26 protein-coding genes are annotated in these 23739 nt (G+C 67.6%); 9 read left to right on the top strand and 17 right to left on the bottom strand.

All coding sequences use genetic code 11. The annotated features are described in order from the left end of the window. Positions 1-68: 68 nt before the first annotated feature. On the bottom strand, positions 69-2756 hold the full coding sequence (clpB, locus tag KA383_14050; protein MBP7747240.1) for an ATP-dependent chaperone ClpB: 2688 nt from the start codon (positions 2754-2756) through the stop codon (positions 69-71). Between the two features lie 207 nt (positions 2757-2963). On the opposite strand from clpB, the gene KA383_14045 reads away from it, so the two are divergent. Beyond that, complete coding sequence (locus tag KA383_14045; protein ID MBP7747239.1) at positions 2964-3590, top strand: hypothetical protein; 627 nt, start codon at positions 2964-2966, stop codon at positions 3588-3590. Positions 3591-3598: 8 nt separating this feature from the next. Here KA383_14045 and KA383_14040 read toward each other — a convergent pair whose 3' ends face one another. The 9 genes from KA383_14040 to KA383_14000 all read right to left on the bottom strand — a co-directional run bounded on the left by KA383_14040 (position 3599) and on the right by KA383_14000 (position 10213). Then, positions 3599-4402: a TIGR03435 family protein gene (locus KA383_14040; GenBank protein ID MBP7747238.1), complete on the bottom strand. Its 804-nt coding sequence runs from the start codon at positions 4400-4402 to the stop codon at positions 3599-3601. A 15-nt stretch (positions 4403-4417) separates the two neighbouring features. Beyond that, on the bottom strand, positions 4418-5533 hold the full coding sequence (gene tal, locus KA383_14035; GenBank protein ID MBP7747237.1) for a transaldolase: 1116 nt from the start codon (positions 5531-5533) through the stop codon (positions 4418-4420). An 84-nt stretch (positions 5534-5617) separates the two neighbouring features. Further along, positions 5618-6367 carry an enoyl-CoA hydratase/isomerase family protein gene (locus KA383_14030; GenBank protein MBP7747236.1) on the bottom strand — a complete coding sequence of 250 codons (750 nt, stop codon included), beginning with the start codon at positions 6365-6367 and terminating at the stop codon, positions 5618-5620. Continuing rightward, on the bottom strand, positions 6360-6869 hold the full coding sequence (locus KA383_14025; GenBank protein ID MBP7747235.1) for a hypothetical protein: 510 nt from the start codon (positions 6867-6869) through the stop codon (positions 6360-6362). The genes KA383_14030 and KA383_14025 overlap by 8 nt, the downstream gene beginning before the upstream one ends. Then, positions 6866-8137, bottom strand: a complete 1272-nt coding sequence (locus tag KA383_14020; protein MBP7747234.1) for a CCA tRNA nucleotidyltransferase — start codon at positions 8135-8137, stop codon at positions 6866-6868. The genes KA383_14025 and KA383_14020 overlap by 4 nt, the downstream gene beginning before the upstream one ends. A 125-nt stretch (positions 8138-8262) precedes the next feature. After that, positions 8263-8745: a 30S ribosomal protein S7 gene (gene rpsG, locus KA383_14015; GenBank protein MBP7747233.1), complete on the bottom strand. Its 483-nt coding sequence runs from the start codon at positions 8743-8745 to the stop codon at positions 8263-8265. Between the two features lie 16 nt (positions 8746-8761). Continuing rightward, positions 8762-9151 (bottom strand): 30S ribosomal protein S12, encoded by a 390-nt coding sequence (rpsL, locus tag KA383_14010; GenBank protein ID MBP7747232.1) that lies wholly within the window; start codon positions 9149-9151, stop codon positions 8762-8764. 224 nt (positions 9152-9375) lie between these two features. Beyond that, positions 9376-9813 (bottom strand): ATP-binding protein, encoded by a 438-nt coding sequence (locus KA383_14005; protein ID MBP7747231.1) that lies wholly within the window; start codon positions 9811-9813, stop codon positions 9376-9378. Between the two features lie 34 nt (positions 9814-9847). Then, complete coding sequence (locus KA383_14000) at positions 9848-10213, bottom strand: STAS domain-containing protein (GenBank protein MBP7747230.1); 366 nt, start codon at positions 10211-10213, stop codon at positions 9848-9850. 352 nt (positions 10214-10565) lie between these two features. Here KA383_14000 and KA383_13995 point away from each other — a divergent pair, with 352 nt between their 5' ends. From KA383_13995 to KA383_13975, 5 genes are all read left to right on the top strand, one after another. Then, positions 10566-11180, top strand: a complete 615-nt coding sequence (locus tag KA383_13995) for a class I SAM-dependent methyltransferase (GenBank protein ID MBP7747229.1) — start codon at positions 10566-10568, stop codon at positions 11178-11180. A gap of 2 nt (positions 11181-11182) precedes the next feature. Further along, the gene (locus KA383_13990) at positions 11183-12478 is read left to right on the top strand and encodes a BtaA family protein (GenBank protein ID MBP7747228.1); all 1296 of its coding nucleotides are present in this window, start codon (positions 11183-11185) and stop codon (positions 12476-12478) included. Positions 12479-12526: 48 nt separating this feature from the next. Continuing rightward, a complete protein-coding gene (locus KA383_13985; GenBank protein MBP7747227.1) occupies positions 12527-12901 on the top strand; it encodes a hypothetical protein in 375 nt (124 codons plus the stop codon). After that, positions 12898-13374: a type II toxin-antitoxin system MqsA family antitoxin gene (locus tag KA383_13980; GenBank protein MBP7747226.1), complete on the top strand. Its 477-nt coding sequence runs from the start codon at positions 12898-12900 to the stop codon at positions 13372-13374. The genes KA383_13985 and KA383_13980 overlap by 4 nt, the downstream gene beginning before the upstream one ends. A gap of 83 nt (positions 13375-13457) precedes the next feature. Continuing rightward, positions 13458-14168, top strand: coding sequence for a cytidylate kinase-like family protein (locus KA383_13975; protein ID MBP7747225.1), 711 nt, complete (start codon positions 13458-13460; stop codon positions 14166-14168). Positions 14169-14214: 46 nt separating this feature from the next. Here the strand turns inward: KA383_13975 and KA383_13970 are convergent, their stop codons facing one another. Continuing rightward, positions 14215-14508, bottom strand: a complete 294-nt coding sequence (locus KA383_13970; GenBank protein ID MBP7747224.1) for a twin-arginine translocase TatA/TatE family subunit — start codon at positions 14506-14508, stop codon at positions 14215-14217. Positions 14509-14688: 180 nt separating this feature from the next. Here KA383_13970 and KA383_13965 point away from each other — a divergent pair, with 180 nt between their 5' ends. Beyond that, a complete protein-coding gene (locus KA383_13965) occupies positions 14689-16026 on the top strand; it encodes a hypothetical protein (GenBank protein MBP7747223.1) in 1338 nt (445 codons plus the stop codon). 63 nt (positions 16027-16089) lie between these two features. Here KA383_13965 and KA383_13960 read toward each other — a convergent pair whose 3' ends face one another. Together KA383_13960 and KA383_13955 are read right to left on the bottom strand one after the other, a co-directional pair. Continuing rightward, entirely contained in the window at positions 16090-17205 is a 1116-nt protein-coding gene (locus KA383_13960) for a DUF1573 domain-containing protein (GenBank protein MBP7747222.1), read from the bottom strand. 129 nt (positions 17206-17334) lie between these two features. After that, entirely contained in the window at positions 17335-18444 is a 1110-nt protein-coding gene (locus KA383_13955) for a methyltransferase domain-containing protein (GenBank protein ID MBP7747221.1), read from the bottom strand. Between the two features lie 253 nt (positions 18445-18697). Between KA383_13955 and KA383_13950 the strand changes: the two genes are divergently transcribed. After that, the gene (locus KA383_13950; GenBank protein ID MBP7747220.1) at positions 18698-19942 is read left to right on the top strand and encodes a hypothetical protein; all 1245 of its coding nucleotides are present in this window, start codon (positions 18698-18700) and stop codon (positions 19940-19942) included. Between the two features lie 75 nt (positions 19943-20017). Further along, positions 20018-20353 carry an STAS domain-containing protein gene (locus KA383_13945; protein ID MBP7747219.1) on the top strand — a complete coding sequence of 112 codons (336 nt, stop codon included), beginning with the start codon at positions 20018-20020 and terminating at the stop codon, positions 20351-20353. Positions 20354-20358: 5 nt separating this feature from the next. On the opposite strand, the gene KA383_13940 is transcribed toward KA383_13945, so the two are convergent. Genes KA383_13940 through KA383_13925 form a run of 4 tightly spaced genes read right to left on the bottom strand, consistent with a single transcriptional unit; the run spans position 20359 to position 23714 of the window. After that, positions 20359-20715, bottom strand: coding sequence for a hypothetical protein (locus KA383_13940; GenBank protein MBP7747218.1), 357 nt, complete (start codon positions 20713-20715; stop codon positions 20359-20361). 10 nt (positions 20716-20725) lie between these two features. Further along, the gene (locus KA383_13935; GenBank protein MBP7747217.1) at positions 20726-21679 is read right to left on the bottom strand and encodes a hypothetical protein; all 954 of its coding nucleotides are present in this window, start codon (positions 21677-21679) and stop codon (positions 20726-20728) included. A gap of 26 nt (positions 21680-21705) precedes the next feature. Next, the gene (gene lpxK / locus KA383_13930) at positions 21706-22728 is read right to left on the bottom strand and encodes a tetraacyldisaccharide 4'-kinase (GenBank protein MBP7747216.1); all 1023 of its coding nucleotides are present in this window, start codon (positions 22726-22728) and stop codon (positions 21706-21708) included. 50 nt (positions 22729-22778) lie between these two features. Continuing rightward, the gene (locus KA383_13925; protein ID MBP7747215.1) at positions 22779-23714 is read right to left on the bottom strand and encodes an NAD-dependent epimerase/dehydratase family protein; all 936 of its coding nucleotides are present in this window, start codon (positions 23712-23714) and stop codon (positions 22779-22781) included. Positions 23715-23739 lie beyond the last annotated feature (25 nt).

Here is a 23739-nt window from a genome sequence, read left to right as displayed (position 1 = left end):
TGGCGTGGCCGGCGAAGGTCAGACCACCTGTGCCTCGTCGCGCACTGGCCGATGCAGGGCAGCGTTGATCAGGCAGGTCTTGCCGCCACTTCTTTGGCGAACGAGTACATCTCGCCGTCCGAATCGACCAAGATCGTGTCGCCCGGCGCGAAGTCGCCGTGCAGGATGCGCTTGGCCAGCGGGTTCTCGATCTGCTGCTGAATCAGCCGCTTCAACGGCCGCGCACCGTAGACCGGGTCGTACCCATCCTGGGCAAGCTGGTCCTTCGCCTTATCCGTGAGCATGAGCTTAAGCCCGACCGGCTGAGAGCCCGTGCCGCCGGCCAGCCGCTGCTGGAGCAGCGCCACCTGCCGATCCACGATGCCGCGCAGGTCCGCGCGCGACAGACGGTGGAAGATGATCGTCTCGTCAATCCGGTTCAGGAACTCCGGCCGGAAATGCCGCTTCAGCTCTTCCTTCACTTTGAGCTCGATCTCGAAATCCACGGCCGACGTATCGTCCGCCGCCGCCCCCCTGCGTCCCTGCGTGCCTCCGTGCCTGCGTGCCTCGTCTGCAGCAGCGGCAATCAGCTCACTCCCGATGTTGCTCGTCATCGCCACAATCGTGTTCCGGAAGTCCACCGTCCGGCCATGCCCATCGGTCAGGCGCCCGTCATCCAACACCTGCAGCAGTACGTTGAACACGTCGCGATGCGCCTTCTCAATCTCATCGAGCAGGATCACGCTGTACGGCCGTCGATGCACGGCCTCCGTTAGCCGCCCGCCCTCTTCATACCCGACGTATCCCGGCGGGGCGCCGATCAACCGCGCCACGCTGTGCTGCTCCATGAACTCGCTCATGTCGATCCGCACGAACGCGGACTCATCGTCGAACAGGAATTCCGCCAGCGCCTTGCACAGCTCCGTCTTGCCCACGCCCGTCGGACCCAGGAACAGGAACGAACCAATCGGCCGCTGCGGATCGCCCAGCCCCGCCCGGCTTCGCCGTACGGCGTCCGACACCGCCCGCACGGCCTCATCCTGACCAACGACGCGCGCGTGCAAACGCTCCTCCATCTTCATCAGCTTCTCTTTCTCGCCCTCCAGCATCCGCGCCACCGGCACGCCGGTCCACTTGCTGACGACTTCGGCGACTTCTTCCGCCGTGACCTCCTCGCGCAGCAAGCCCCCGCCATCCCGGTGCAACTCGGTCAGCTTCTGCTCGCGCTCCGCCAGCTTCCGATTCAGCTCTGGCAGTTCGCCGTAGCGAATGCGCGCCGCCCGCTCCAGATCACCGCGCCGCTGCGCATCGTCCAGCTCGGTCTGCTTCGCGGCCAACTCGACCTTGATAGCCTTGATCGCCTCGATCGCCCCCTTTTCGTTCTCCCACTGCGCCGTGAGCAGCCGGTCGCGCTCCTTCAGCCCGGCCAGCTCTTTCTCATTCAGCTTCAGTTGCTGCTTGCTGGCGTCGTCGCGCTCCTTCTTCAGCGCCTCGCGCTCAATCTCCAGTTGCATGATGCGGCGACGCAGCTCATCCAGCTCGCTCGGCAACGAGTCGTTCTCGATCCGCAGCCGCGATGCCGCCTCGTCGATCAGGTCAATCGCCTTGTCCGGCAGATGGCGGTCGCTGATGTAGCGATGCGACAGCGTCGCCGCCGCCACCAGCGCGGCGTCCTGGATGCGCACGCCGTGGTGCGCGTCGTAGCGCGGCTTCAGCCCGCGTAGGATCGCAATCGTGTCCTCGACCGTCGGCTCGCCGATGTACACCGGCTGGAACCGCCGCTCGAGCGCCTTGTCCTTCTCGACGTGCTTGCGATACTCGTCCAGCGTTGTCGCACCGATGCAGCGCAGCTCGCCACGCGCCAGCGCCGGCTTGAGCAGGTTGCCCGCGTCCGGCGAACCTTCCGTCTTGCCCGCCCCAACGATCGTGTGCAGCTCGTCGATGAACAGGATGACCTCTCCCGCCGACTGCACCACCGCCTGCACGACCGCCTTGAGCCGCTCTTCGAACTCGCCGCGGTACTTCGCACCGGCGATCAACGCCCCCATGTCGAGCGCGACGACCTTCTTGTCCTTGAGCGCCTGCGGCACGTCGCCAGCGAGAATCCGCTGCGCCAATCCCTCCACAATCGCGGTCTTGCCGACGCCCGCCTCGCCGATCAAGACTGGGTTGTTCTTCGTCCGGCGCGCCAGCACCTGCATGCAGCGGCGGATCTCGTCGTCGCGGCCGATGACCGGATCGAGCTTGCCCTGGCGCGCGGCTTCGACCAGGTCGCGCCCGTACCGCTTCAGCGGCTCGTACGTATCCTCGGGGTTCTGCGATGTGACGCTCTGGTTGCCGCGGACCTCTTTCAGCGCCGCGAGAATGTCGTCGCGATTGGCGGCGTTTAGCTGCAGCACCTCGCGCGCATCGCTCGCCACATCGGCCAGCGCCAGCAGCAGGTGCTCGACGGAGATGTATTGGTCCTGCATCCGCCGGGCTTCCTTCTCGGCGGCGTTCAGCACATCCACGAACGACCGATGCGCCGTGAGCGACCCGCCCGACTGCCGCGGCAGCCGCTTCAGCTCGCTCTCGACCATCGTGCGAATCTGCCCGACGTGCCCGCCCGCCTTCTCGAGCAGCGGCACAACCACGCCGCCATTGCTGTCGGCCCCGGGTGAAACGAGGGCCGCCAGCAAGTGCAGCGGCGTGACTTCCGGATTGCCGGCGCCCTGCGCAAGCTGCTGGGCCCGCTGGATCGCCTCGGCCGCCTTGATCGTGAACTTGTCCATCTGCATCGTACGGTTCCTTCCTGGGCAGACCGCTACCCCGGCCGGCCCAAGAGCCAGTGTACAAGCCGCGTACCAATGCAGTGGCGAGCATAACCCTTTTATTTACAGCCAGTAACATATTCGACTCGACGCCCGGATCATGCCAGTTTGGCAGCGGCGGCAGTCCATCTGCTGCTGTCGCCCTCGCCCCGGGTTCTAGGTACGATCCGCCCCATGCCCAAGCTCTGTCCCAAGCTCATCCTCGAGGGCACGCGGCTGACGCTGAAGACCGACCTCGCCTTCGCACTCAACGAGCACCCCCGCATCGTCGGGCCGCGAAAGTACCGCTACCACTCCCCGCTGATCTCCGCCGAGTGGTGCGCATTCACGAACGTCCCCTGGGGCCGCGGACTCATCAACTTCGCCCCCGACGAGGAGGCCCTCGCCCTTGAAACCTACCGTACATGGGTCCGCCTCTTCGAGTTGCAGCGCTATTATTCGTGGATCGTCGACCGCTTCCACATCTCGACGCAGGTCTACCAGCGCCGCGAACACGGCATGGACTACGATTTCGGTTGGCTCGAGGAACGCCTGCTTGCGCTCGGCTTCCGCCTCATCCTCTGCACGCGCAGCCCCGACTCTTTCGCCCGCGCCCGGGCGCTGCGCCTCGCCGTGTCAGGCAACCCCGCCCAGTACGACGACCTCGACGTATTCATCCAGGAGCAGGACGAGATCCGCCGCGTCGTGCGGCAATCGCGGCTGCCCACCCTGCGCGTCGATGTATCCGACGACAATGTCCCCCGCGTCGCCGACGAAATCGCCGCTTGGCTGGAAGAGACCGGCGGGCTCACGATCCCTTGAGTCACACCCTACGGCGTCCCCGCCCCCACGCGATCCACGATCACGAACTCGATCGTCCGCTGCGTCCGCACCAGGTCCAACTGCATCTGCACCCGCAGCGACGTCCGCACCTGCTCGAAGTCCAACGGCCGCGGCTGCCCGCCCTCCAGCTCCCGATCCAGGTACACCGCGAACGGCGCCCGCAACCCCGTTTCATCCACAACCGGGTGCCGCAGCACTTCCTCGAGCTGCTCGGCCAACAGCGCCAGGTCGTCGCCCTTCAAAGTCAGCACGCCGGTGCCTGGCTCGCGCGGCCGTTCCGATCCGCTCGGCGGACGCGCGATTTGCCCCGTCGGCACCACGAGCACGTACACTTCCTCCGCCCGCAATTCGCGATGCGCCACGATGCCAAACCGATCGGCCAGCAGCTTCGCCAGCGCCGCCCGCAAGTGTGTCGCGTCCGCACCCGGCACAAACACGCGTACGTCGTAACGCTCCTTTGGCAGTGGCGTCTGCGACCGAATGCGGTACGCCGAGAGCAGCGGCACTGTCTCATGCGTGCGCTCCGGCGTGCGGTAGGCAATGCTGACGAGGTCTGATATCCGCAGATTCACGCCGGTGAGCGTGTGTTCGGCCTCGACAATGTGAACGGTGCTCTCCACGGCCGGGTCGCGCGTTGGCGTCACGGCGACTTCGCCTGCGGACGCCGGCTGCGACGTCACCCGGGGGGGCTGATACGGCTCATACGGCGGGCCCCCGGACTGTCCGCACCCCGGACTCACCGCCAGCGAGCAGGCCAGCAGCCCGCCCAGCCACGCCATCCGGCCCGTCATGCGCTGTGCCCTCCGCTACGCCGGCTGCTGCAGCCCGGCGCGCTTGGCCTCGATATCAGCCAAGAGCTTGTCATACGAATCCTGGAACGCCTTGACGCCCTCATCCAGCAGACAGGCCGTCACCCAGTCCATGTCGATCTTCAGTCCCGCCAACTCTTTCATCACCGCCTGCGCGTGGTCGAGATCGCACTCGATCGTCTGCGCCGTGACGGCGTGATCACGAATGGCGTCGAGCGTATTCGGCGGCACCGTGTTCACGGTGTTGATTCCGATCAGCGGATCGACGTACTTCGTGTCGGGGTAGCTCGGGTTCTTCGTGCTGGTACTGGCCCACAGCGGGCGCTGCGGCCGTGCACCCGCGGATCGGAACGGCTCGAACCGCGGGCCGCCAAATACGCCCTTGTATTTCGCATACGCGATCTTCGCGCTGGCCACCGCGGCCAGCCCGTACAGCGGTTCGAGGTGCGGCTCCCCGTGCTCGATGCGATGATCCAGGACCTTGTCAGTCAGCGTGTCCACCCGGCTGACGAAGAATGAGGCGACCGACGACACCAGCCCCAGCGGCCGGCCGGTCGTCTGGAACCTGCTTAACCCTTGCAGGTAAGCCTCCATCACCTGCTCATACGCCGAGAGGGCGAAGATCAGCGTCACGTTGACGTTGATCCCCTCGCCGATCAGCGTCGTGATCGCCGGCAGCCCCGCCGACGTGCCGGGTACCTTGATCATCACGTTCGGCCGGCGCAGCGTGCCAAAGAGCCGCCGGGCTTCCGCGATCGTGCCTTCTGTGTCATGCGCGAGGTGCGGGTTGACCTCGATGCTCACGAACCCGTCGCGACCGTGCGTCTCGTTGTACGTCGGGCGCAAGGTGTCCGCTGCCTCGCCGACGTCCCCGAGTGCCAGCGCTTCGTAGATTTCCACCGCGTTCTTGCCGTCGCGAACGAGTTGGCGGATGTCGTCGTCGTAAGCCGTCCCGGTTGTGATAGCCTTGTGGAAGATCGTCGGGTTAGACGTGACGCCGGTGATGCCCTCCTCCACCAGCGCAGCGAGCTGCCCACTGCGTATCAGGTCGCGGCTGATGTTATCAAACCAGATTGCCTGACCCAGCGCCGTGATTTGCCGAATGCGGTTCATGCAAGAATTCCTGCTTCATCGTAGCGCGCCCGGGCCGGGCGCGATCGGGCCGGATTATAGCGTACCCGGGGCGTCCAACCAGCGTCACGGCCCCAGGAAGCGCGCGACGCCCGCGCGGGCCTCCGGGGTCAGCGGCACCCCAGCGCTCAGCCGCTGCACTTCCGCCACCACGTCCGGACCGTGCAGAGCCCGCACGCGGTTGAGCAATGTTCTGGTCTGAGCCAGTGCGTCCGGCGGCTGCGTCGCAAGCAGATCCGCGTACCAGCGCGCTCGCGGCAACAGCTCCGTATCCTCGACGCACTCGTTCGCCAGCCCCCATTCGACCGCTTGCGGCGGCGGGATCATTGCGCCGGTCAGCAGCAGGTACCGGGTTCGTCGCTCTCCCACCAGGCGCAGCAGGTACGGCATGATGATCGGCGCCACCAGCCCGTGCCGAATTCCGGGAAAGCCGAATTCCGCCGCCCGCCCACAGACCACCAGGTCGCACACCCCGGCCAGAATCGCTCCGCCCGCCACCGCCGGGCCGTTTACCGCCGCCACCACCGGCTTCGGCCCGTGCTCGATCGCTTCATAGAGTCCGAGCAGCGCGGACGTATCATGCGCGCCCGCCTCGTTCGCCGTGTCCGCCACCTCGTGCAAGTCCAGGCCGGCACAAAACACCGGCGGCGTACCTGTCAGCAGCACAACCCGTACGTCGGCATCGGTCGCCGTTGCCCGCAGCGCCTCCGTCAGTCGCGCGATGAGCGCGCCAGAAAGCGCGTTCCGCCGCTGCGGCCGGTCCAACGTCAGTTCCAGCGTGGCCCCGCGCCGCATGCTCCGCAGCCCGTCATTCATGATCCGGTCTCGCGACGGAGCGCGGTGCGTTCAGCCCCCGCACGATTTCCGCTGCCCGTGCATCCGAGAAGCCCCCGGTGATCGCGGCCTTGCCTTTCGTGATACGCGACTGCATGCGCGGCGACATCACGAGCTGGTCATCGATGAAGATCGCCAACCTGTCGCCCAGGTGAGCAGCGCTGGTTTCGTCCAGCACATCCGCCCCATGCGGCGCGAACTCCAGCAACACGACGTTCCGGCGGTCGCTGCGGAGCACCGCGGCCCGCGCCACGTCACGCTCCGTCAAGAGCGGCTCGGGATCCACGTAGAATAGCTGCCCGTTCTCATCGGCCGCCTCGCCGTACCCTTCGCGCGGCTCACTCGCCGCCAGGTGAAACCGCACGGCGACCGGCGGGACGTTCGTGTCACCCGGCCCGCGCGCGGACAGCGTCGCACACCCCGCACACGCGAGTTGGATCGTCGCCGCCGCACCCGCCCAACGCAACCATGCCGTTCGTGTCATCGCCGATCCTCCGCTTCCGGCAGTGTCGTCCGCACAAGTTCGTCCAGCGCGCCCAGCGCCGCCTCACGCGACGCAAGACGTCCGTCCAGTTGCCGCGTGTACAGCTCATCGAGCAAGTGGCGAAACACCGGCCCGGGTGTCAGCCCGCGCCCGATCAGGTCGTCCCCGGTCACCAGCGGCGGCGGCTGCACGTCGGCCGGCGCGATCGCGTCCAGGCGCGCCGCCAGCACCGCCCGCCGCGCCGCGCAGTCCGCGCGGTCTCCGTAGCGCGCCTGCGCCAGCATGACCAGTGTCGCAAACGCCCGGTGCGCCATCAGCCGCTTGAGGACCGCCAACGGCACGGCATCCGGCTCATCCAGTGCCCCCTGCTGCGCGACCAGCCACAGCGCGTTCTCCCGCTCCTCATTCGACAACGTCACCGCCCGCGCGTTGCGCTCGATCTCGCCCGCCCGCCGATCCGCCCACAGGATTGCCAGCGCCGCCTCGAACGGCGCCGCCGCCGGCAACCGGCCCAGCAGCGTATCCACCCGCCGCACCTGCGCATCCGACCAACCCGCCCCGGGCCACAGGTACGGCAGCAGCCCGCAGGTGTGCAGCAGTCGCCAGGCCTCCTGCCGCGCAGGGTGCTTCAACATCTTCTCCAGCTCCTCGCGCACCCGCTCGGCTGCCACCTGTGCCAGCGTGGGCGCGTGCGTCCGGATCGCCGCGAGTGTCGCCGCCTCGATCGGAAACCCCAGCCGCGCCGCGAAGCGTACGGCGCGCAGGAGGCGCAGATAGTCCTCATCGAATCGGGCCGCCGGATCCCCGATCGCCCGAATCTGCCGGGCCGCCAAGTCAGCCCGCCCGCCGACGTAGTCCACGATGCGCCCGGCCAGCGGATCAAGGAACATGCCGTTGACGGTAAAGTCGCGTCGCAATGCATCGTGCCGCGCATCGCTCAACGTAACCTGCACCGGCCGCCGGCCGTCCACATACGGCCCGTCCGCGCGGAACGTGGCCACCTCGATCCAGCGCTGCCGCCGCTTCACCAGCACGACGCCGAACTGCGCGCCCACCTGCCGCGTCGCGCGAAAGAGCGCGCCGACCCGCGCCGGGGGCGCGTCCGTCGCCACGTCGTAGTCCTGCGGCTCAGCCCCCAGCAGCAGATCCCGCACGCACCCGCCCGCCAGCAGCGCCTGGTGCCCGGCCCCGACCAGGGTGCGCACAATCTCCACCGCCCCGTCGGCCGCCGGCGGCAGGCTGCCCGTAAATGGGAACGACTCGTCCATCGGTGCTCATCATCATACGACGGACCTCCCCCAGCGCACACCGCAACCGCGGCCGGCCCGCGCATAGCAGCGGCCGGGTCCGCCCCGACCCGGCCGCATTTGTCTCGTCCGTGCTCCGCGTGTGGCTAGCGCGACCACCCGAAGTGCGCGAAGGCCTTGTTCGCGTCGGCCATGCGGTGCACCATTTCGCGCTGCTGCATGGCGTCGCCCTCGCGGCGATAGGCCGCCATCAGTTCGTCCGCCAGCCGCGCCGACATCGCCCGTCCGCTCTTGCCGCGCGTCGCCTGCAGGATCCAGCGCATCGCCAGCGACTGGCGGCGCTTCGGGTTCACCTGCATTGGCACCTGGTAGTTGGCACCGCCGACGCGCTTCGAACGCACCTCGACGTCCGGCTTGACGTTCTCGAGGCCCTTCTGGAAGACCTCGATCGGCGACACGTCCGTGATCTTCTCGGAGATCAGGTCCATCGCATCGTAGAAGACGCGCTGGGCCACGGACTTTTTGCCTTCCCACATCATGCAGTTGATAAACTTGCTCGCCACGCGGTTGTTGAAGCGCGGGTCGCCGCGCAATTGCCGGGTCGAGTTGGTGAAGCGCTTAAACGCCATGGGCTGCCTGACTCCGTTACTTCCGCTTCTTCACGCCGTACTTGCTGCGGCTGCGATTGCGGGGTTTGCCTTCTTTGTCGCCGGCGACACCGGCACAGTCCAACTTGCCGCGGACGATGTGATAGCGGACGCCGGGCAAATCACGCACACGGCCGCCGCGCACGAGCACGATCGAGTGTTCCTGCAGGTTGTGGTCCACACCCGGGATGTAGGCGGTGATTTCCTTGCCGTTGGTCAGGCGCACGCGGGCTACCTTGCGGAGGGCCGAGTTCGGCTTCTTGGGCGTTTGCGTCTTCACCTGCAGGCACACGCCGCGCCGCAGCGGGGACTTCTCCAGGTCGCGGACCTTGGACTTGCCCACCTCGTCGCGTCGCGGGTTCCGCACCAGTTGATTGATCGTCGGCATACTGTACCTGTCCGTTGCAGTTGCGCTTACACTGGCCGGGAGAACCGGCAGACCCGCTAGTATAGCATGCTGAGACGCGCTGCCAACCCCCTCGACACCGAAACTTGCACCGCGCACGCCCAGCACGCCGGAGACCAACACACCGGCATCGCCGGCCGGCGTCGCTCCTGCGCGGCAGGCCGCCACAACATAATATCCAACAAGGGGTTACGGACCCCCCGCGCTCAGGGGCGCCGCTCCTTGAGCAGCCAGACTTCGTTGCCGGTCTCGCTGTAGCGCACCTTGGTCATGTACGACTGCATGAGCATGAGCCCCCGGCCGCACGGGCGTTCCAGGTTCTCGTCCGCCGTCGGGTCCGGCACGTCCGCGGGCCGGAACCCGCAGCCTTCGTCGCGCACCATGAACACGATGCGCTCCGGGTCGACGTAGTAGCGCAGGTGGACCTTCTTGGAGCGGTCGTTGCCGTTGCCGTGCTTGACCGCGTTGGTCGCCGCCTCCTCGAACGCCAGCTTGATCGCGAAAATCGTGTCGTCGTCGTAGCCGCAACGCCGCAGTTCCGCCATGATGCGTGCCTCGGGCTCACGCAGCTGGTGGAGGTCATTGGGAACGACGACAGTGGTGAGTGCCGCGTCCTCAATACCGAAATCGGGTGGCACCTTCATTGCCGTACCGTGACCAGGGCGGGCACGCCGCGGTTCAGGCCTGTCCGAACGAGGCCAACGCGTCCTCCGCGGTCTCGTGAATGTCGAACACGCGGTTCAGGCGCGTGATGCGGAACACCTGGAAGATCTGCCGGTTGATGTTCGACAGTTTCAGCGCGCCATTCTGCTCCTGCACCTTCTTGTGCAGCGTGATGAGCATGCCCAACGCCGCGCTCGCCAGGTGGTCCACGTTCTGGAAATTCAGCAGGAGCTGCGGGCCCGCCTCGGCCTCGGCCAGCCCGCGGAGCTCGTCGCCGATCTCCTGGATCGACAGCTCCTCGAGAATCTTGCGGTCGGCAAACTCCACGACCGCGACGCTCCCGGCACGCTTGATCTTCAGATGCGAAGACGGCTGATCCATACGCGCTGTGTCCTCCACGCCTGCCCCGCGGGCGCGCGGCAGTCGCGTTACGTCCGCGCAGCGGCCACTCCGGGCCTCGGAGCGCCCCGCCACGCCGGATTATAGGGATTCTCATTCCCGGCTCCCAAGCTGTCAACCAACCGCGCACGGCACCGCGGAGGCCGCCCGGCCCATCGAACGCGGCATTCTCACGCCGGCCCCTTTGTGCCCGGCCCCGGCCCCGTTACACTACCGCGTTTGTCGCCTGGCCGCCGATCGCGCGCTCGGTCACGCCGGCCGGTCGGGCAACGTCCTCGCGGACCGTTTGGCCGCGACACGGTTGGCCTGAACCGAGCGCTGGGGACATTGCGCGTTGTCGACGACCGCAGTCCAACGTTTCTACCGCTTCCACGCCCACGTGTACGACAGCACCCGCTGGATGATACTCCACGGTCGCCACCGGGCCGCCGCCGCGCTCGGCCTGCGCCGCACCAGCCAGGCCTTGGAAATCGGCTGCGGCACGGGCCTGAACTTCCGTTACCTGCTCGAATACCTCGACCCGCAGGCCGGACAGCTCACCGGCGTGGATTTCTCCGCCGACATGCTGGCCCGCGCCGCCCGGCGCGTCGCGCGCCAAGGCTGGTCGAACGTCAAGCTCATCCAGGCCGACGCCACCACGCTGGACCTCGGTCGCACGTTCGACGCGGTTTTCTTCGGCTACAGTCTGACGATGATTCCGGACTGGCGCGCCGCCCTGCAGAGGGCCGGGGAGCATCTCGTACCCGGCGGCACACTGGTGGTGCTTGATTTCAGCCGTTTCCACCGGTGGGGCCCGCTGGCCCCGCTGATGAGGACCTGGCTGCGTCTCAACCATGTGGAGACTCTCCAGCCCTACGAGGATGAGCTCCGTCGGCTGTTCGAGCGCGTCGAGGTCCACTACTGGCTTGGGGGCTACAACTTCACGGCCATCGGCCGGAAAGGTTCGTGAGCATGCCGCAGGTCCTGGACATGCCCGTCGCGGAAGGACGGGCCCTGCTCGAACGCATGGTCTTCCACGGGATCGTCTTCAACATGTCGTGGGAAGACCCGGAGATGGACCGCCAGGCATTTCGGATCACCCCCGACGACACGGTCGTCTCCATCAGCTCCGCCGGCTGCAACCCGCTCAACTTCCTCTGCCAGAGCCCGAAACGCCTCATCAGCGTCGACGGCAACCCCGCGCAGAACGCGATCCTCGAACTCAAGCTCGCCGCCATCCGCACGCTCGACTATGACACGTTCTTCGATATCTTCGCCGCCCGCCAGCCGGCCGTCGTCACGCGCGTGTATCGCCACGACCTGCGGCCGCACCTCTCGGCCCGCGCCCGCGAGTTCTGGGACGAGAACCTCTGGATGGCCGCCCGCGGGCTCTACAACTTCGGCCGCATGGGCCTGTTCTGCCGCATCCTCCGCCGCTTCCTGACCATGCTCGGCATCAAGCGCGCGCACATCGAGCACTTCTTCGAGCTACAGTCCCTGGAAGAGCAGGTCGCGTGGTACGAGAAGTACGCCGCCCCGAAGCTCTGGGGCCCCTGGTCGCGCCGCTTCGTCATGTTCCGCCCGCTGTTGTATCTCTCCGGCGTGCATCCGGAGCAGTACCGCCTGGTCAACGGCCGGCACGATATGTACGAATACGTAAAGGAGCGGGTCGAGTACGCGCTCACAAAGGTCCCAATCTACGACAACTATTTCCTCAGCCAGGCGGTCACCGGCCGCTTCCGCGGCAAGCGTGTCCCGCCCTACCTGCTCGAAGAGAATTTCGCCACGCTGCGCAACAACCTCGACCGCGTGACCGTCGTCAACGGCTGGCTCGGCCCGTATCTCGACACGCTGCCGCCGGACTCCGTCACCAAGTTCAACCTACTCGACATCTTCGATTGGATGACGCCGGACGTGTTCGACGCGACGCTGAAGAGCGTGCTCCGTGCCGCCAAGATCGGCGCGACACTGATCTACCGCAGCGGCAGCTATCAGCTCGACCCGCCGGCGTCGATCCGCCCGCACGTCGAGCGTCACGACGACCTCGCCGCGCGCCTGTTCGCCAGCGATCGCTCGGCGACCTACGGCAGCTTCTATATCCTGTCCGTGAAGAGCAAGCCGAACGGCCAGGCGTATCCGCCCGGGCGAACCGCAGACTGGCACAGGTCCTCCGCATCCCTCGCAAGCCGCGATTATCGGTCACTTGGGGCCCATTTGACATATGCCAAAATACGTGCTATACTACACTCAGGTTTGCCGCCGCGCTGATCGCCGGGTACCTTCCCGCCCGTGACGAGGGAAAGCGCCCAACAACGGTTGAAGGCGCTACGGGCGGCGTTCGCCGATACGGCGTCGAATGTTCCGGAATTCTCGCGCACTGCGATCACCGGCGGGCACCGACGCGACGAAGGCCTGTGCAATCTCCTGGCGCCCGAATTCTCGGAGTACGAGCAACGCCTCGCACTCAAGTCGGCGGTGGTGGCCGCACTCGACGCTGGCTATCAGCCGAACGTCGAGCGATCTGCGGGTGACGCCGACATGCAAATGGACGCAGCGTGCTACTACCACTTTCGCGTTACGGCTTGCGGAGTGCTACTTTTCGTGAAGATCTTCTGCGACGAGGAGTCTGCTGAACAGGACGTGATCGTAATCAGCGTGAAGCGCGACGATCAATCGTGGAAACGACCATGAGCAAGCCGACTGAGCAACGACGCTGTCACGTCTGCGGCCAGCGCACGTTGCGCCGCGAGAAGCGCCCCTACGAGTACGCAATCAGCCACGACGGCCGGCCGCCCGTGACCATCCGCATTCCGGACCTCGAGCTGACCGTCTGCACCAACCCGGACTGCCACCCGGAGCACCCGGACGACACGATCCTGGTCGACGACGCTGCGAGTTGGCGCATCACCGAGGAGACCTACCGGCAGTTGGGTCTGCTCACTCCGGCTGAAATCCGCGCCGGCCGCGAGCAGCTCGGCCTCAGCCAGCAGGAACTACAACAGCTTCTCGGCCTCGGCGGCAATTCGCTGTCACGCTGGGAAACCGGGCGCATTTACCAGTCACGCAGCATGGACACGCTGCTGCGCATCATGTTTGATGTACCCGAGGCGCAGCGCTACATTTCGGAAGTACGCAGCGCGCAGCGCTCCGCGGCTCCTCGTTGAGCACCGGCAGCGCGCGCAGCATCGGCCGTACGTCGCGCAGTCGCTGCCTGCCTACGGCGGTAGAATGACCAGTGAGGTGACCTATGCCGGCCAAACCTTCGAGCGGCAAAACGGACATCGCCAAGATCGTCGAGCGGCAGATGCGCAACTGGGAGCTGGCCCATGGGCAGCGTATTCCCGCCCCCGACGCCGGCGCCCACGCCGTCCAGCACTTCGTCGCGATTTCGCGCACGCTGGGCTCCGGCGGCTCGCAGGTCGCGGCCCTGCTTGGCGAGCGCCTCCACTGGCCGGTGTTCGACCGGCAGATCCTCCAGGCCATGGCCGGCGACGACCAGATGCGCACCCGGCTGTACGAGCACCTTGACGAGCGCGACACGAGCTGGATCGAGGACACCCTCCGCTGGCTGATCGCAGGCGATCTGCGCAAAGATGACTATTTCTATCGCCTGACCGAGGCGGTCCTGGCGCTGGCCCGCCGCGGCCATGGCATCTTCCTCGGCCGCGGCGCCGACCTGATCCTCCCGCGCGAGTATGGTCTGCGCGTGCGTATCACCGCCGGGCTCGACCAGCGGACCGCCCGTTTCGCGCTGCAGAGCAACATCCCCGAACACATGGCCCGCGCCGAGATCGAGCGGGTGGATCGCGAACGCGCCGATTTCCGCCGCCGGCACTTCGGCGCCGACGCCAACGACGACACGCGCCACGATCTCGTGCTGAACATGGACCGCTTCACACCCCCGCAAGCCGTCGAGATGATCCTCGCCGCCCTGCGACTGCGGTGCGCGATCGTGTGAGCTTGCCGCGCACCGCGGATCGAACCCGGATTCCCCGCCCGCCCGCTCAGGGCGTATGCTGCTGCTGATCGCCGTCCTGATCCGCGCCCGCGCCTGGCGCCGGCTGGTCCGGCAGCGCCTCCGCCGGCGGCTTGGCCGGGGCCTGCAGACGCTGTTTCGGCGGTTCCGGCTTTTGGTCCTCTTTCATCATCTCGTCCTGGACGTCGTGCAGTCCTTTCTTGAACTCCGCGATCCCCTTGCCGAGCGACCGGCCGACCTCCGGCAGACGTTTGCCAAACAGCAGCAGGGCCACGAGCGCGACCAACGCATAGGTCCACGGGTCAAAAGCCCACGCCAGCATTGGGGGTCCGATCATCACGAGACGTCCTCCGCATGGCCGCCGTGCACGCGGACCTGCGTCGAGTCTTGTTCCATGCGACATACTATTCTTACACGCTCGCGCGCCAGTGTCAAAGCGGACCGCCGCGGGATTCGCCGTCCATCCGCGCCCCCGATATGATGCGGCTTTTCGCGTGCCAGCATGCGCCGCATCCTCGATTTCCTGCGCTTCGACGACATCCCGCCTCTGTCGCGCCCCAACTACGCGGCCGAGCTGAGGCACATGTTCCTGTGGGGGATTTTCGCCAACCTGATCGACGGCACCTTTTCGAGCATCGTCGTCGCCAAGACCTTCGATTCGCCTCTGCTCATCCCCATCGTCTGGGCCACCCCGATGCTGGCGCACCTGCTCACCTTCGTCTGGGGCGTCGTCGTGCGCGGGCGGCCGAAAATCCGCACGTTCGTCGTCCTGGCCAGTTGCGCCATCGCCAGCGCCGGCTCGATCGCGTTCACGCCCACCGACTGGCACCCCTGGGGCGGCTGGCTCTTCGCCCTCCAGGTCGCCGCGGCCCGCATCTTCCTCTCCGGCCTGGTCACCGTTCGCACCTCGATCTGGAAATCCAACTACCCCCGCACGCACCGCGCCCGCATCGCCGGCCGCCTCCAGGCACTCAGCGCCTTGCTCATGATCGGCATGGGCGCCACCGTCAGCCTCTTGTTCGACCGCCACGCCGAATACTATCGCCTCGTCTACCCGGCGATTGCGGTCGTCGGCGTGCTCTCGCTGATCCCGCTCCGACGTGTGCGTGTCCGCGGGGAACCGCGCGAGCTGCGGCTCCACCGCGCCGCCGAGCAGACGGGCGACGGACCCGCGACCGGCCGCTGGCCGCGCTTTCGTCGCAGCCTCGGCGAGGCCGTGTCAATTCTCAAGCGCGACCGCGCGTTCGCCCGCTATTGCAGCGCGCAGTACCTGCTGGGCTCGGCCAACTTCATGGTCGACCCCGTCCTGACGCTGTTCGTCACCCAGAACCTCCGCCTCGGCTACTTCAGCTCCTACCTGCTCATGGAGCAGATCCCCACCGTCCTCGCCCTGTTCACCATCTCACGCTGGGCCCACTTCTTCGACCGCGTGGGCGTGCTCCGCTTCCGGGTGGTCAACAGCGCCTACTGGCTCGGCTCGATCGTGCTCGCGACCGTCGCCCTGATCATGAACGCGACCTCCCTGCCGGGTGCCGCCGCGATTGCCATGACCGTCCTCGTCGCCGGACGCCTGTGCAACGGCGTTGGCCGCGGCGGCGGCTCAATAGCCTGGAACCTCGGCCATCTGCACTTCGCCGGCGAGCGCGACGCCGAGCTCTACATGGGCATCCACGTCGCCCTGACCGGCCTGCGCGGCTTGATCATGCCCTTTGTCGGTACGGCGATCTACAGCCTCTGCGGACCGTACGCCCTGCTGCTGGGCATCGCGCTGGGCACCGCATCGCTGATCGCGTTCCGCCGCCTCGCCGCGGCGGACGAGCACAGCTCCCGTGCGACCTGATTGGCTGCGGACGTGACCGCGTAGCCCCCAGATGGACCATCCGGTGGTGGAACGTGCGCGCTGCTAGGGCTTGGGTTGCGTCGCGGGCGGTGGCAGCACCGGGTGCCGGGGCCGACCCTTCGGCGTCGGCGGGCGCTTCGTGATCGACACCACCAGTCGCTTGAACTCAGGGGCGGTCTGATTCGTGAAGACTTCCACCTGCCCGCCCTGGTTCGTAAGCTGCTCCCACGGCGGCACGGTGATGCGCAGCTCGATTTCCATCATGCGGCTGCCTTCCGTCATGGGCCGCGGCGGCAGCACTTCGACCTTGACATCCTCCGGGTGCGCCTTCGTCTCCAGCACCTGCACATCGTCGGTCTTGCGGTACTGCAGACGCACCACGTGCTGGCTGGCCTGCGTCGCATTCGACGCGATGAACAACCGGTATGGCACGATGGCCACGCGCGGCGGGACCAGCGCCGCGACAGGGACAACGATCGGCGCCGCTTTCTCCAGGTCCGTGTCAAGCTGCACCGAGATGCCCGACCCCCCGACCGGCAGCGGCGGCACCGTGCGAATTGTCACTTCATACTCGGCCCCCGGCCGGACCTCCTTGAGCTCGACGGCGAACCGACCGAAATCCTGATCGGGCTTCAGTTTCATCCGCAGCGGTGCCGTGTACCGGCTCTCGATGCGCGCCGTCAGAGTTTCAGCCGAATCCGGATCCAGCTCGTTGAACGTGACGTGTTCGGGCGTGAGCACGTACAGCGGCTTAACCGTGCCGCGCACGGGTATTTCGACGCTCGGCCGGGCCGGATCGCTCGAGTTGACGGTCACATGCTTCTGGACCTCGCCGGCCCGCGTCGTGTCGTACGAGATCTTGAACGTCGTGGACTCGCCCGGTGCCAGGGGCGACTTCGGCTTGGTGACGGGCGTGCAGCCGCAGGAACTCAGCACTTCGAGCGTCAATGGGCCGGGTCCGACGTTCTTCACCGCGAACTCGTGCTCGATCGGCAGGCCCTGCCAGACCTCGCCAAAGTTGAACTCGCTCCGATCGAGCTCCAGCTTGCCCGCGGGCCCGCTGGCCGGCTGGGTCGTGGCGGGCGCGCCGCCTGCGATCTGCTGCGCGCCGGCCCACCCGGACAGGCCCAGCGCTACAACGAGAGTGGACACCCACGACAGAGTCTTTGAATTCAGCATGTCGATTCCGGCGCCGCCGGCTCCTGGTCCCTGCGCACTTCCAGCCCCGCACTGCGCGCAGGGCGTACAGTGTGCATCGTACCGTTTTCGATCGGCCCGGACCACCGCCGCGCCGCGGTGCCGGCGCTGTTACTCCGGCCGCGCGACGTAGTATGTGTTCAGGATGTCGTGCTCCAGCCGCGACTTCCGCACCGACCCGAAGCCCGCCTCGTTCAGCATCTCCACCGCCAGTTCCTCGCCCCACGCGGCGCCCAGTCCGGCCCCACCCTGCGCCAGCGACACCGACATGCAGTGCAGGCACGAAACGGTGTACACGAACGGTGCCAGCGTGCCACCGATGTTCTTGTGCACGTGACTCGAACCCGCGATGTCCTGCATCAGGAACACGCCGTCGGACCGCAAGGCGCGGCGGATGTTCCCCAGCACCGTTGCCGGGTCACGCTGGTCGTGGATGGCATCAAACGCCGTCACGAGGTCAAAGCACGCCGCATCGTCGAGCGCGGCAACGTCCCGGGTCTCCAGGCGCAGATTCGTCACGCCGCGTGCCTCGGCCTCCGCCCGCCCGGCCGCGATTGCATCCGGACACAGGTCGTAGCCCGTGAAGCGGCTGCGCGGGAAGCGCTGCGCCAGCAGCGCCAGGGCGCGCCCCTTGCCACACCCGATGTCGAGCACGTCGATCCCCTGCTCCAGCCGCTCGCTCAGTCCATCCGCCAGCGGCAGGATATGCTCGAGAAGCCCGGCGACGGTCGTCTGCGCGCTCTCCTCGGCCATCACGTCATGGAAACGCGGGTACTCCGCGTACGGGACGCCGCCACCGCGCGCGAAGCACTCGACGATGCGACTCTCGACCGACCCCAACACGGCGACCCATTGCGTCGTCGCCGCGAGGTTGTTCGGCGCCGCCGCCCGCGTCAACCGCGCCGCGTGTTCGGGTGGTAACCGATAGGTACCATCCAGCGGGTTGCACTCCACGATGCCGCCGGTCACCATCGCGCCCAGCCACTCGCGCACGTACCGCTCGTTCAGGCTGGCCGCCTCGGCGATCTGCCGCGAGGTCGCGGGCGGCATCAGCGCCAGCACGTCGAACAGTCCGGTGCGATGTCCGATGCTGGTCATCAGCGCAACGCCCGCATCGTTCAACAGCCCCACCATGCGCTGCGTGAAGGCCTCCAGGCGTGCCTCATCCAGTGCGACCGGCACGAGGCGCGCAGCTTCCGTGGTCGATTCTCGAATGAACATGAGCGCTCCCTTCTTCCGCTGAAAGTCACTCGGCCCGATGCGCAGAATATTAGCTGCGAGCCGCGGCGTTTCAACGACGGCGGCTTGTCCGGTCTCCGGCAGTGCTCACATTTGAAACAGAGGAAGCCGGCCCGGCGCGAAGAACTCCTGCTCGTCGGCTTGACGCTCATCACGGCGTTCCGCTACCCTGCGCCGCGGTGGCCGGCCCTGTCGCCGGCCCGCATCGGGGTCAGAGTCACGGGAGGTGTGAGAAATGTTTTCGCACGCCGTAGTGGGGATTTCTCTCGTTGCGCTGTTGTCCGCCGTGGTCGCCTGGGCGGCACCGGGCGATGACTGTGCGGATCCGCTGGTGATCACGCTCCCCGCCCAACTGCCGTTCGCGGACCTGGGCCAGCATACGTGCGGCCGCGGCGCCGATTACGACAGCCCGGACTCGTGCATCGCCGGCTTCGCGGGGCACGACCTCGTTTACGAGCTGCGCGTCACCGCGCCCCTCAACTTCGACCTCGAATTCGACCCGCACGGCACGCGCTTCGCCGCCCTCGCGCTGGACGCGACGTGTCCGCCCACCAGCCCCGCCTGCCTGGCCTACCTGGTCAGCACCGACGGCGAACCGCTGGCCCTGACCGGTCACCATCTCGAGCCGGGCATCTACACGCTGCTGATTGATTGCTGGGTCACCGGCGGCAACGACTGCATTCCCACATTCGACCTCGCCATCAAAGCATGCACCCTCCCCGTGGGCGCCTGCTGCACCGCGGACGGCTGCCTTGGCACCATCCCGCAACTGCCGTGCCTCGAGGCCGCCGGCAACTGGTTCGAGGGCTTCAACTGCATCACGTTCGCCTGCCCGGACGTGCTGAGCATGCCGCCCGATACATGCACTTCGGCTCTGCCGCTCGGCCAGCCGCCCTACTCGGTCTACTTCACGAACAACACCTCCGCTGCCAACGGCCCCCCGGGCTCCTGCAACGCCGCGGCCGCGACGCAGATGTGCAACGACGTCTGGTTCACCTACACGCCGCTGGACACGGGCCTTCTGACGGTTGACGTGGCGTACTACTGGTACGACGGTCTCTGCGCGGTCTACGCTGGCAGCGACTGCGCGCAGCTCTCCGAGATCTCGTGCACCCGCGCGGGTGAATACGCGGGTCCACACATCGACACGCTCACTCTGCCGGCCAGCGCCGGCGAGTTGTACTGGTTCCAGATCGGCGACTACGGCGTGAGTCCCGGCGGTGGCGAGACGCTGGTCGCGTTGCGCGCCGCGCCTGCGCAGCCGGGCGACGTCAACTGCGATGCGCAGGTCGATTTCGGCGACATCAATGCGTTCGTCCTCCTCCTCGCGAACCGCCCCGCGTGGGAAGCCGCGTACGCCGGCTGCCCGGCCGCCAATGGCGACATCAACGCGGACGGCACGGCTGATTTCGGCGACATCAACCCGTTCGTCATGCTGCTGGTCGAGCGCGCCGCCCGGAAGCCCGCGTATTGCATCTAGCGCGCTGCGGCACTACCGTGACGACCAGGCCGCGCTGGCCGCGGCCGGTGCCCTCAGTCCGCAAGCGAGGTGCGTATGACAGTCGATCACGAAGACAGAGCCGGCGTCCGAATCGTGCGGCTGCATGGCGAGCTTGGCAGCGTCCCGAGCACGGCCTTCCTCGAACTCGTCACCAGCGCCCTGGCAACGCCGGGCGCCCGCATCGTCGTCGATCTCAGCGACGTGCCGTTCATGAACTCGAGCGGCCTGGGTGATCTGGTCCGTGCTGCCGCGCAGGCCAACATCCAGGAGGGGCGCCTGATCCTCGCGAGCCCGTCCCCCTTCGTCCGCGGCGTGCTGCAGGCCTCGCAACTCGTGCGCTTCTTCGAGCTGGCCCCCACGGTGAATGACGCGCTCGCCAAGCTGGGCTGAGCGCCTCACGACTCGTCGCGGGCCACCACGAACGCGGTCAACGCCACCAGTTGCAGCACGCCCGCCAGCGCCAGTTCCACCAGCAGGCTCGCCGGCGAGGCGTCGTACACCCAGCCCATCAGCGCCGCGAACAGCAGCCCGCCGACCAGTGCTTCGAAGAGCGCCCCGAGCAGTCGTGCGAACGAGAACGCCCGGTGACGCTGGACGCGCGCCGTCGTCTCGAGCAGCCCGCGCATCTCCTCGGCAATCCGCTCCAGCCGCCGCAGGGCCGCGAGCAACTCCTGCTCCGTGCCGGCCGGCGCCGCCGCGCCCGAGCTATCGCCCAGCCCCGCTCGTGACCGCTCGTCGCGCTCGTCCATCATCGGCCTGGCCTCACGCTCCCCACGCTTCGATGACCGCCTGTCGCAGCAGCGGCAGCAAGAGCTCGTGCTGACCCAGCACGGTATGACCGTGTCCGGCCGCCACGGGCCGCTGCACCACGTTCTGCGTCGGGCGATAGTGACGCAGCATGTCGAAATTCGCGGTGTGCATGCCGTCCAGCATGTGCCCCAGGTTGCGCGCCACGGACACCGCCTTCAAGAACACCTCCGGCAGCACCACGGCCGACCCGCAATTGAGCCACACGCCGCCGGCCTGGCCCGGCCCGGCGGCGCCCAGGTCCGCTACCACGTCGCAGATCGTGCGAAAATCCGCCAGCGTCGCCGCGCCGATCGCCGCGCCATCCGCCTCCGGGTGCATGTGCACCGTGTCCGTGCCGATCGCCACGTGGACCGTCGCCGGAATCCCTGCCCGCGCCGCCGCTGCGAACAGGCTCAGATGCTGATACGGTGCCGGACCATCGGCCAGCAACTGCCCGAGCGCCCGCCCCAGCCCGACACCCGCCGCCCCCGCGCGCGCCGCCGCGTTCATCCGCTCGCACGTCTCGCGCACCATCCCGAAGCTGCCGTCGCGGATCGTGTCGGCAACTTCCTCGCTCGTCGCGCCGGTCTCGGCCAGCTCCAGGTCGTGGATCGCCCCCGAGCCGTTCGTCGCCAGCGCCGTGAGCAGCCCGCGCTCGATCAGATCTATGACCAGCGGCGAGCACCCGGTCTTGATCACGTGTCCGCCGAATGCGAACACCACCGGCCGCCCCGCCCGCCGCGCCGCGACCAGCGCCTGCACGACCCCCCGCAACTCGCGCGCCCCCAGAAAGTCCGGCAACGCCTCGAACCACGCGCCGAACGAGCAACCCGCCGGCGTCGCCTTGCCCAGCGCCCCCGCCGCGACCTTGTGCGCCCGCGCGGCCCGCGACTTCAGTCGCAGGCGCGACCAGTCCAGTCGGGGCACCCGTGCGTCGCTCTCACCTGCCGTACTCACGAATGCCGCTCCCTGTCGCCGGGGCCGCCGAATAGCGCGCGCAGCTGCGCATCAAAGTCGTCACTCGCCTCCAGCAGCCGAAGTCGCACGTCCAGGCGCGTCAGCTCCACGCCCGCGTCCGGCCACACCGCCACCAGTTTGACCCAATCCTTGCGAGTTGTCACCACCCGCTCCGCCCCGCGCTGCCGCGCCGCCGCACAGATCGCCAGCGCGTCGCGCCGTTCGTAGTTGTGATGATCCGGGTACACCAGTCCCGCTTCGGCGTCCCCCGTCAACCCGGTTAACAACTGCTGAAACGTTCGCGGATTGCCGATCCCACACACCGGCAGCACACGCCGCCCGGCCAGCTCCGTGGGCGGCGTCAAACGCCCGTCCGCACACCGCAGCCCCTCGGCCTCCACCCCCGCGCGATAAATCGGCCGGTCACCCGCCCAGCGCCGCAGCTCCGCGCACACCACCTCCACCCGTGCCGCCTCCACTTGGTTGGCGCGCGTAATCACGAACGCATCCGCGCGCCGCAGGCTCCCCAGGGGCTCGCGCAGCCGCCCCGCCGGCAGCACCCACCCACCCCCCCACGGCGCCAGCGCGTCAATCAGCACAATGTCCAGGTCACGCCCCAGACGGCGGTGCTGGAAACCATCATCCAGCACCACGCAATCCGCGTTGTGCGCCGCCCGCGCCGTCGCTGCCCCCGCCACCCGGTCCGCATTCACGACTACCGGCGTCTCCGGCAGCGACTCGTGAAACTCCCGCACTTCGTCCGCCGCCTGCCCCGCCACCGCCCGGTACCCGCGCGTCAGGATCGCCGGCCGCCGGCCCTGCGTTCGCAACCGCCGCACCACCTCGATCACCAGCGGCGTCTTGCCCGTGCCCCCGACCGTCACATTCCCCACGCTGATGACCGGCACCCCCGCGGCGTGCACCGCCGACCGAACGCGCTCATAGTAGAAATTGCGCCCCCGAATCACACCGGCGTAGGCCAGCGCGAGCGGCGTCAGCAGGCTGTGCATGACGTCCATCGCCCGATCCTCGCGCCGCGCGGGCGCACGGCACACTCCGGTCAAACCACCTACTCTACGCGCAGCAGCCCGTTTTCGCGCTGCCAGCGGATCGCCCGCGGAATTCCCCCAGTCAGCGGCATCTGCGGCTCGTAGCCCAGCAACTGACGCGCCTTGGTAATGTCCGCCACGTAGCGCGTGACCTCGCCGCTCCGCGCCGGCTCGTACCGCACGTTCGGCTCCTTCTGCAGTGCCAGCGCGATCAGGTTCACGAGGTCCTGCAGTGTCGAGCCCTGCCCGTACGCCAGGTTGATCGTCTGCTGATTCACGCGCCGCGCCGCCAGCTCGTCAATCGCCCGCACCAGCCCGACCGTGCAGTCGTCCACATAGGTGAAATCCAGCACCTTCTCCCGGCCGTACACGACGATCGGCTCCCCCGCCGCAATCCGCCGAATGAACAGCGGGATCACGCGCTCCAGCCGTTCGATGTCGCAGTCGTAACGCCCATAAACATTGCTGAAGCGAAAGACCAGGAACGGCAGGTCGTAGCACTCGGCGTACGAGTAAATGAACGCTTCGCCCGCGATCTTGGACGCGCTGTACGGACTCTCCGCCACCACGAAGTCCGCCTGGGTCTCGTCTGTCACGTGCCGATGAATGTCCCCGTATACCTCGCGCGAGCTGCCGAAGATCACCGGCGTCGCCTGCTGCCGGCAATACTCCAGCACGCGGAAGCACATTTCCACGTTCTCCATCGCCCGGTGCGGCTGCTCGACCAGTTCGAACACCTTGGCGTGCGCGGCCAGATGCACCACCACGTCAAACCGCCCGCTGACCGGCAACGCCCCCGGCGCGACCACGTTGAGGTCGCACACCCTCGTCGGGATGCGTTCCGTCCACGTGTTCTTCCGCAGGTCGAGCCCCACCACTTCATCCCCCCGCTCCAGCAGCGCCAGCCCCAGGTTGGTGCCGATCTGCCCGCTCGAACCCGTGATCAAAATGCGCATGCCTGCTCCGTGGTCACACTCCGGC

It is taken from the genome of Phycisphaerae bacterium, from assembly GCA_017999985.1.
Taxonomy (GTDB): Bacteria; Planctomycetota; Phycisphaerae; order UBA1845; family Fen-1342; genus JAGNKU01.
This window is presented reverse-complemented; position numbering and strand designations above follow the sequence as displayed.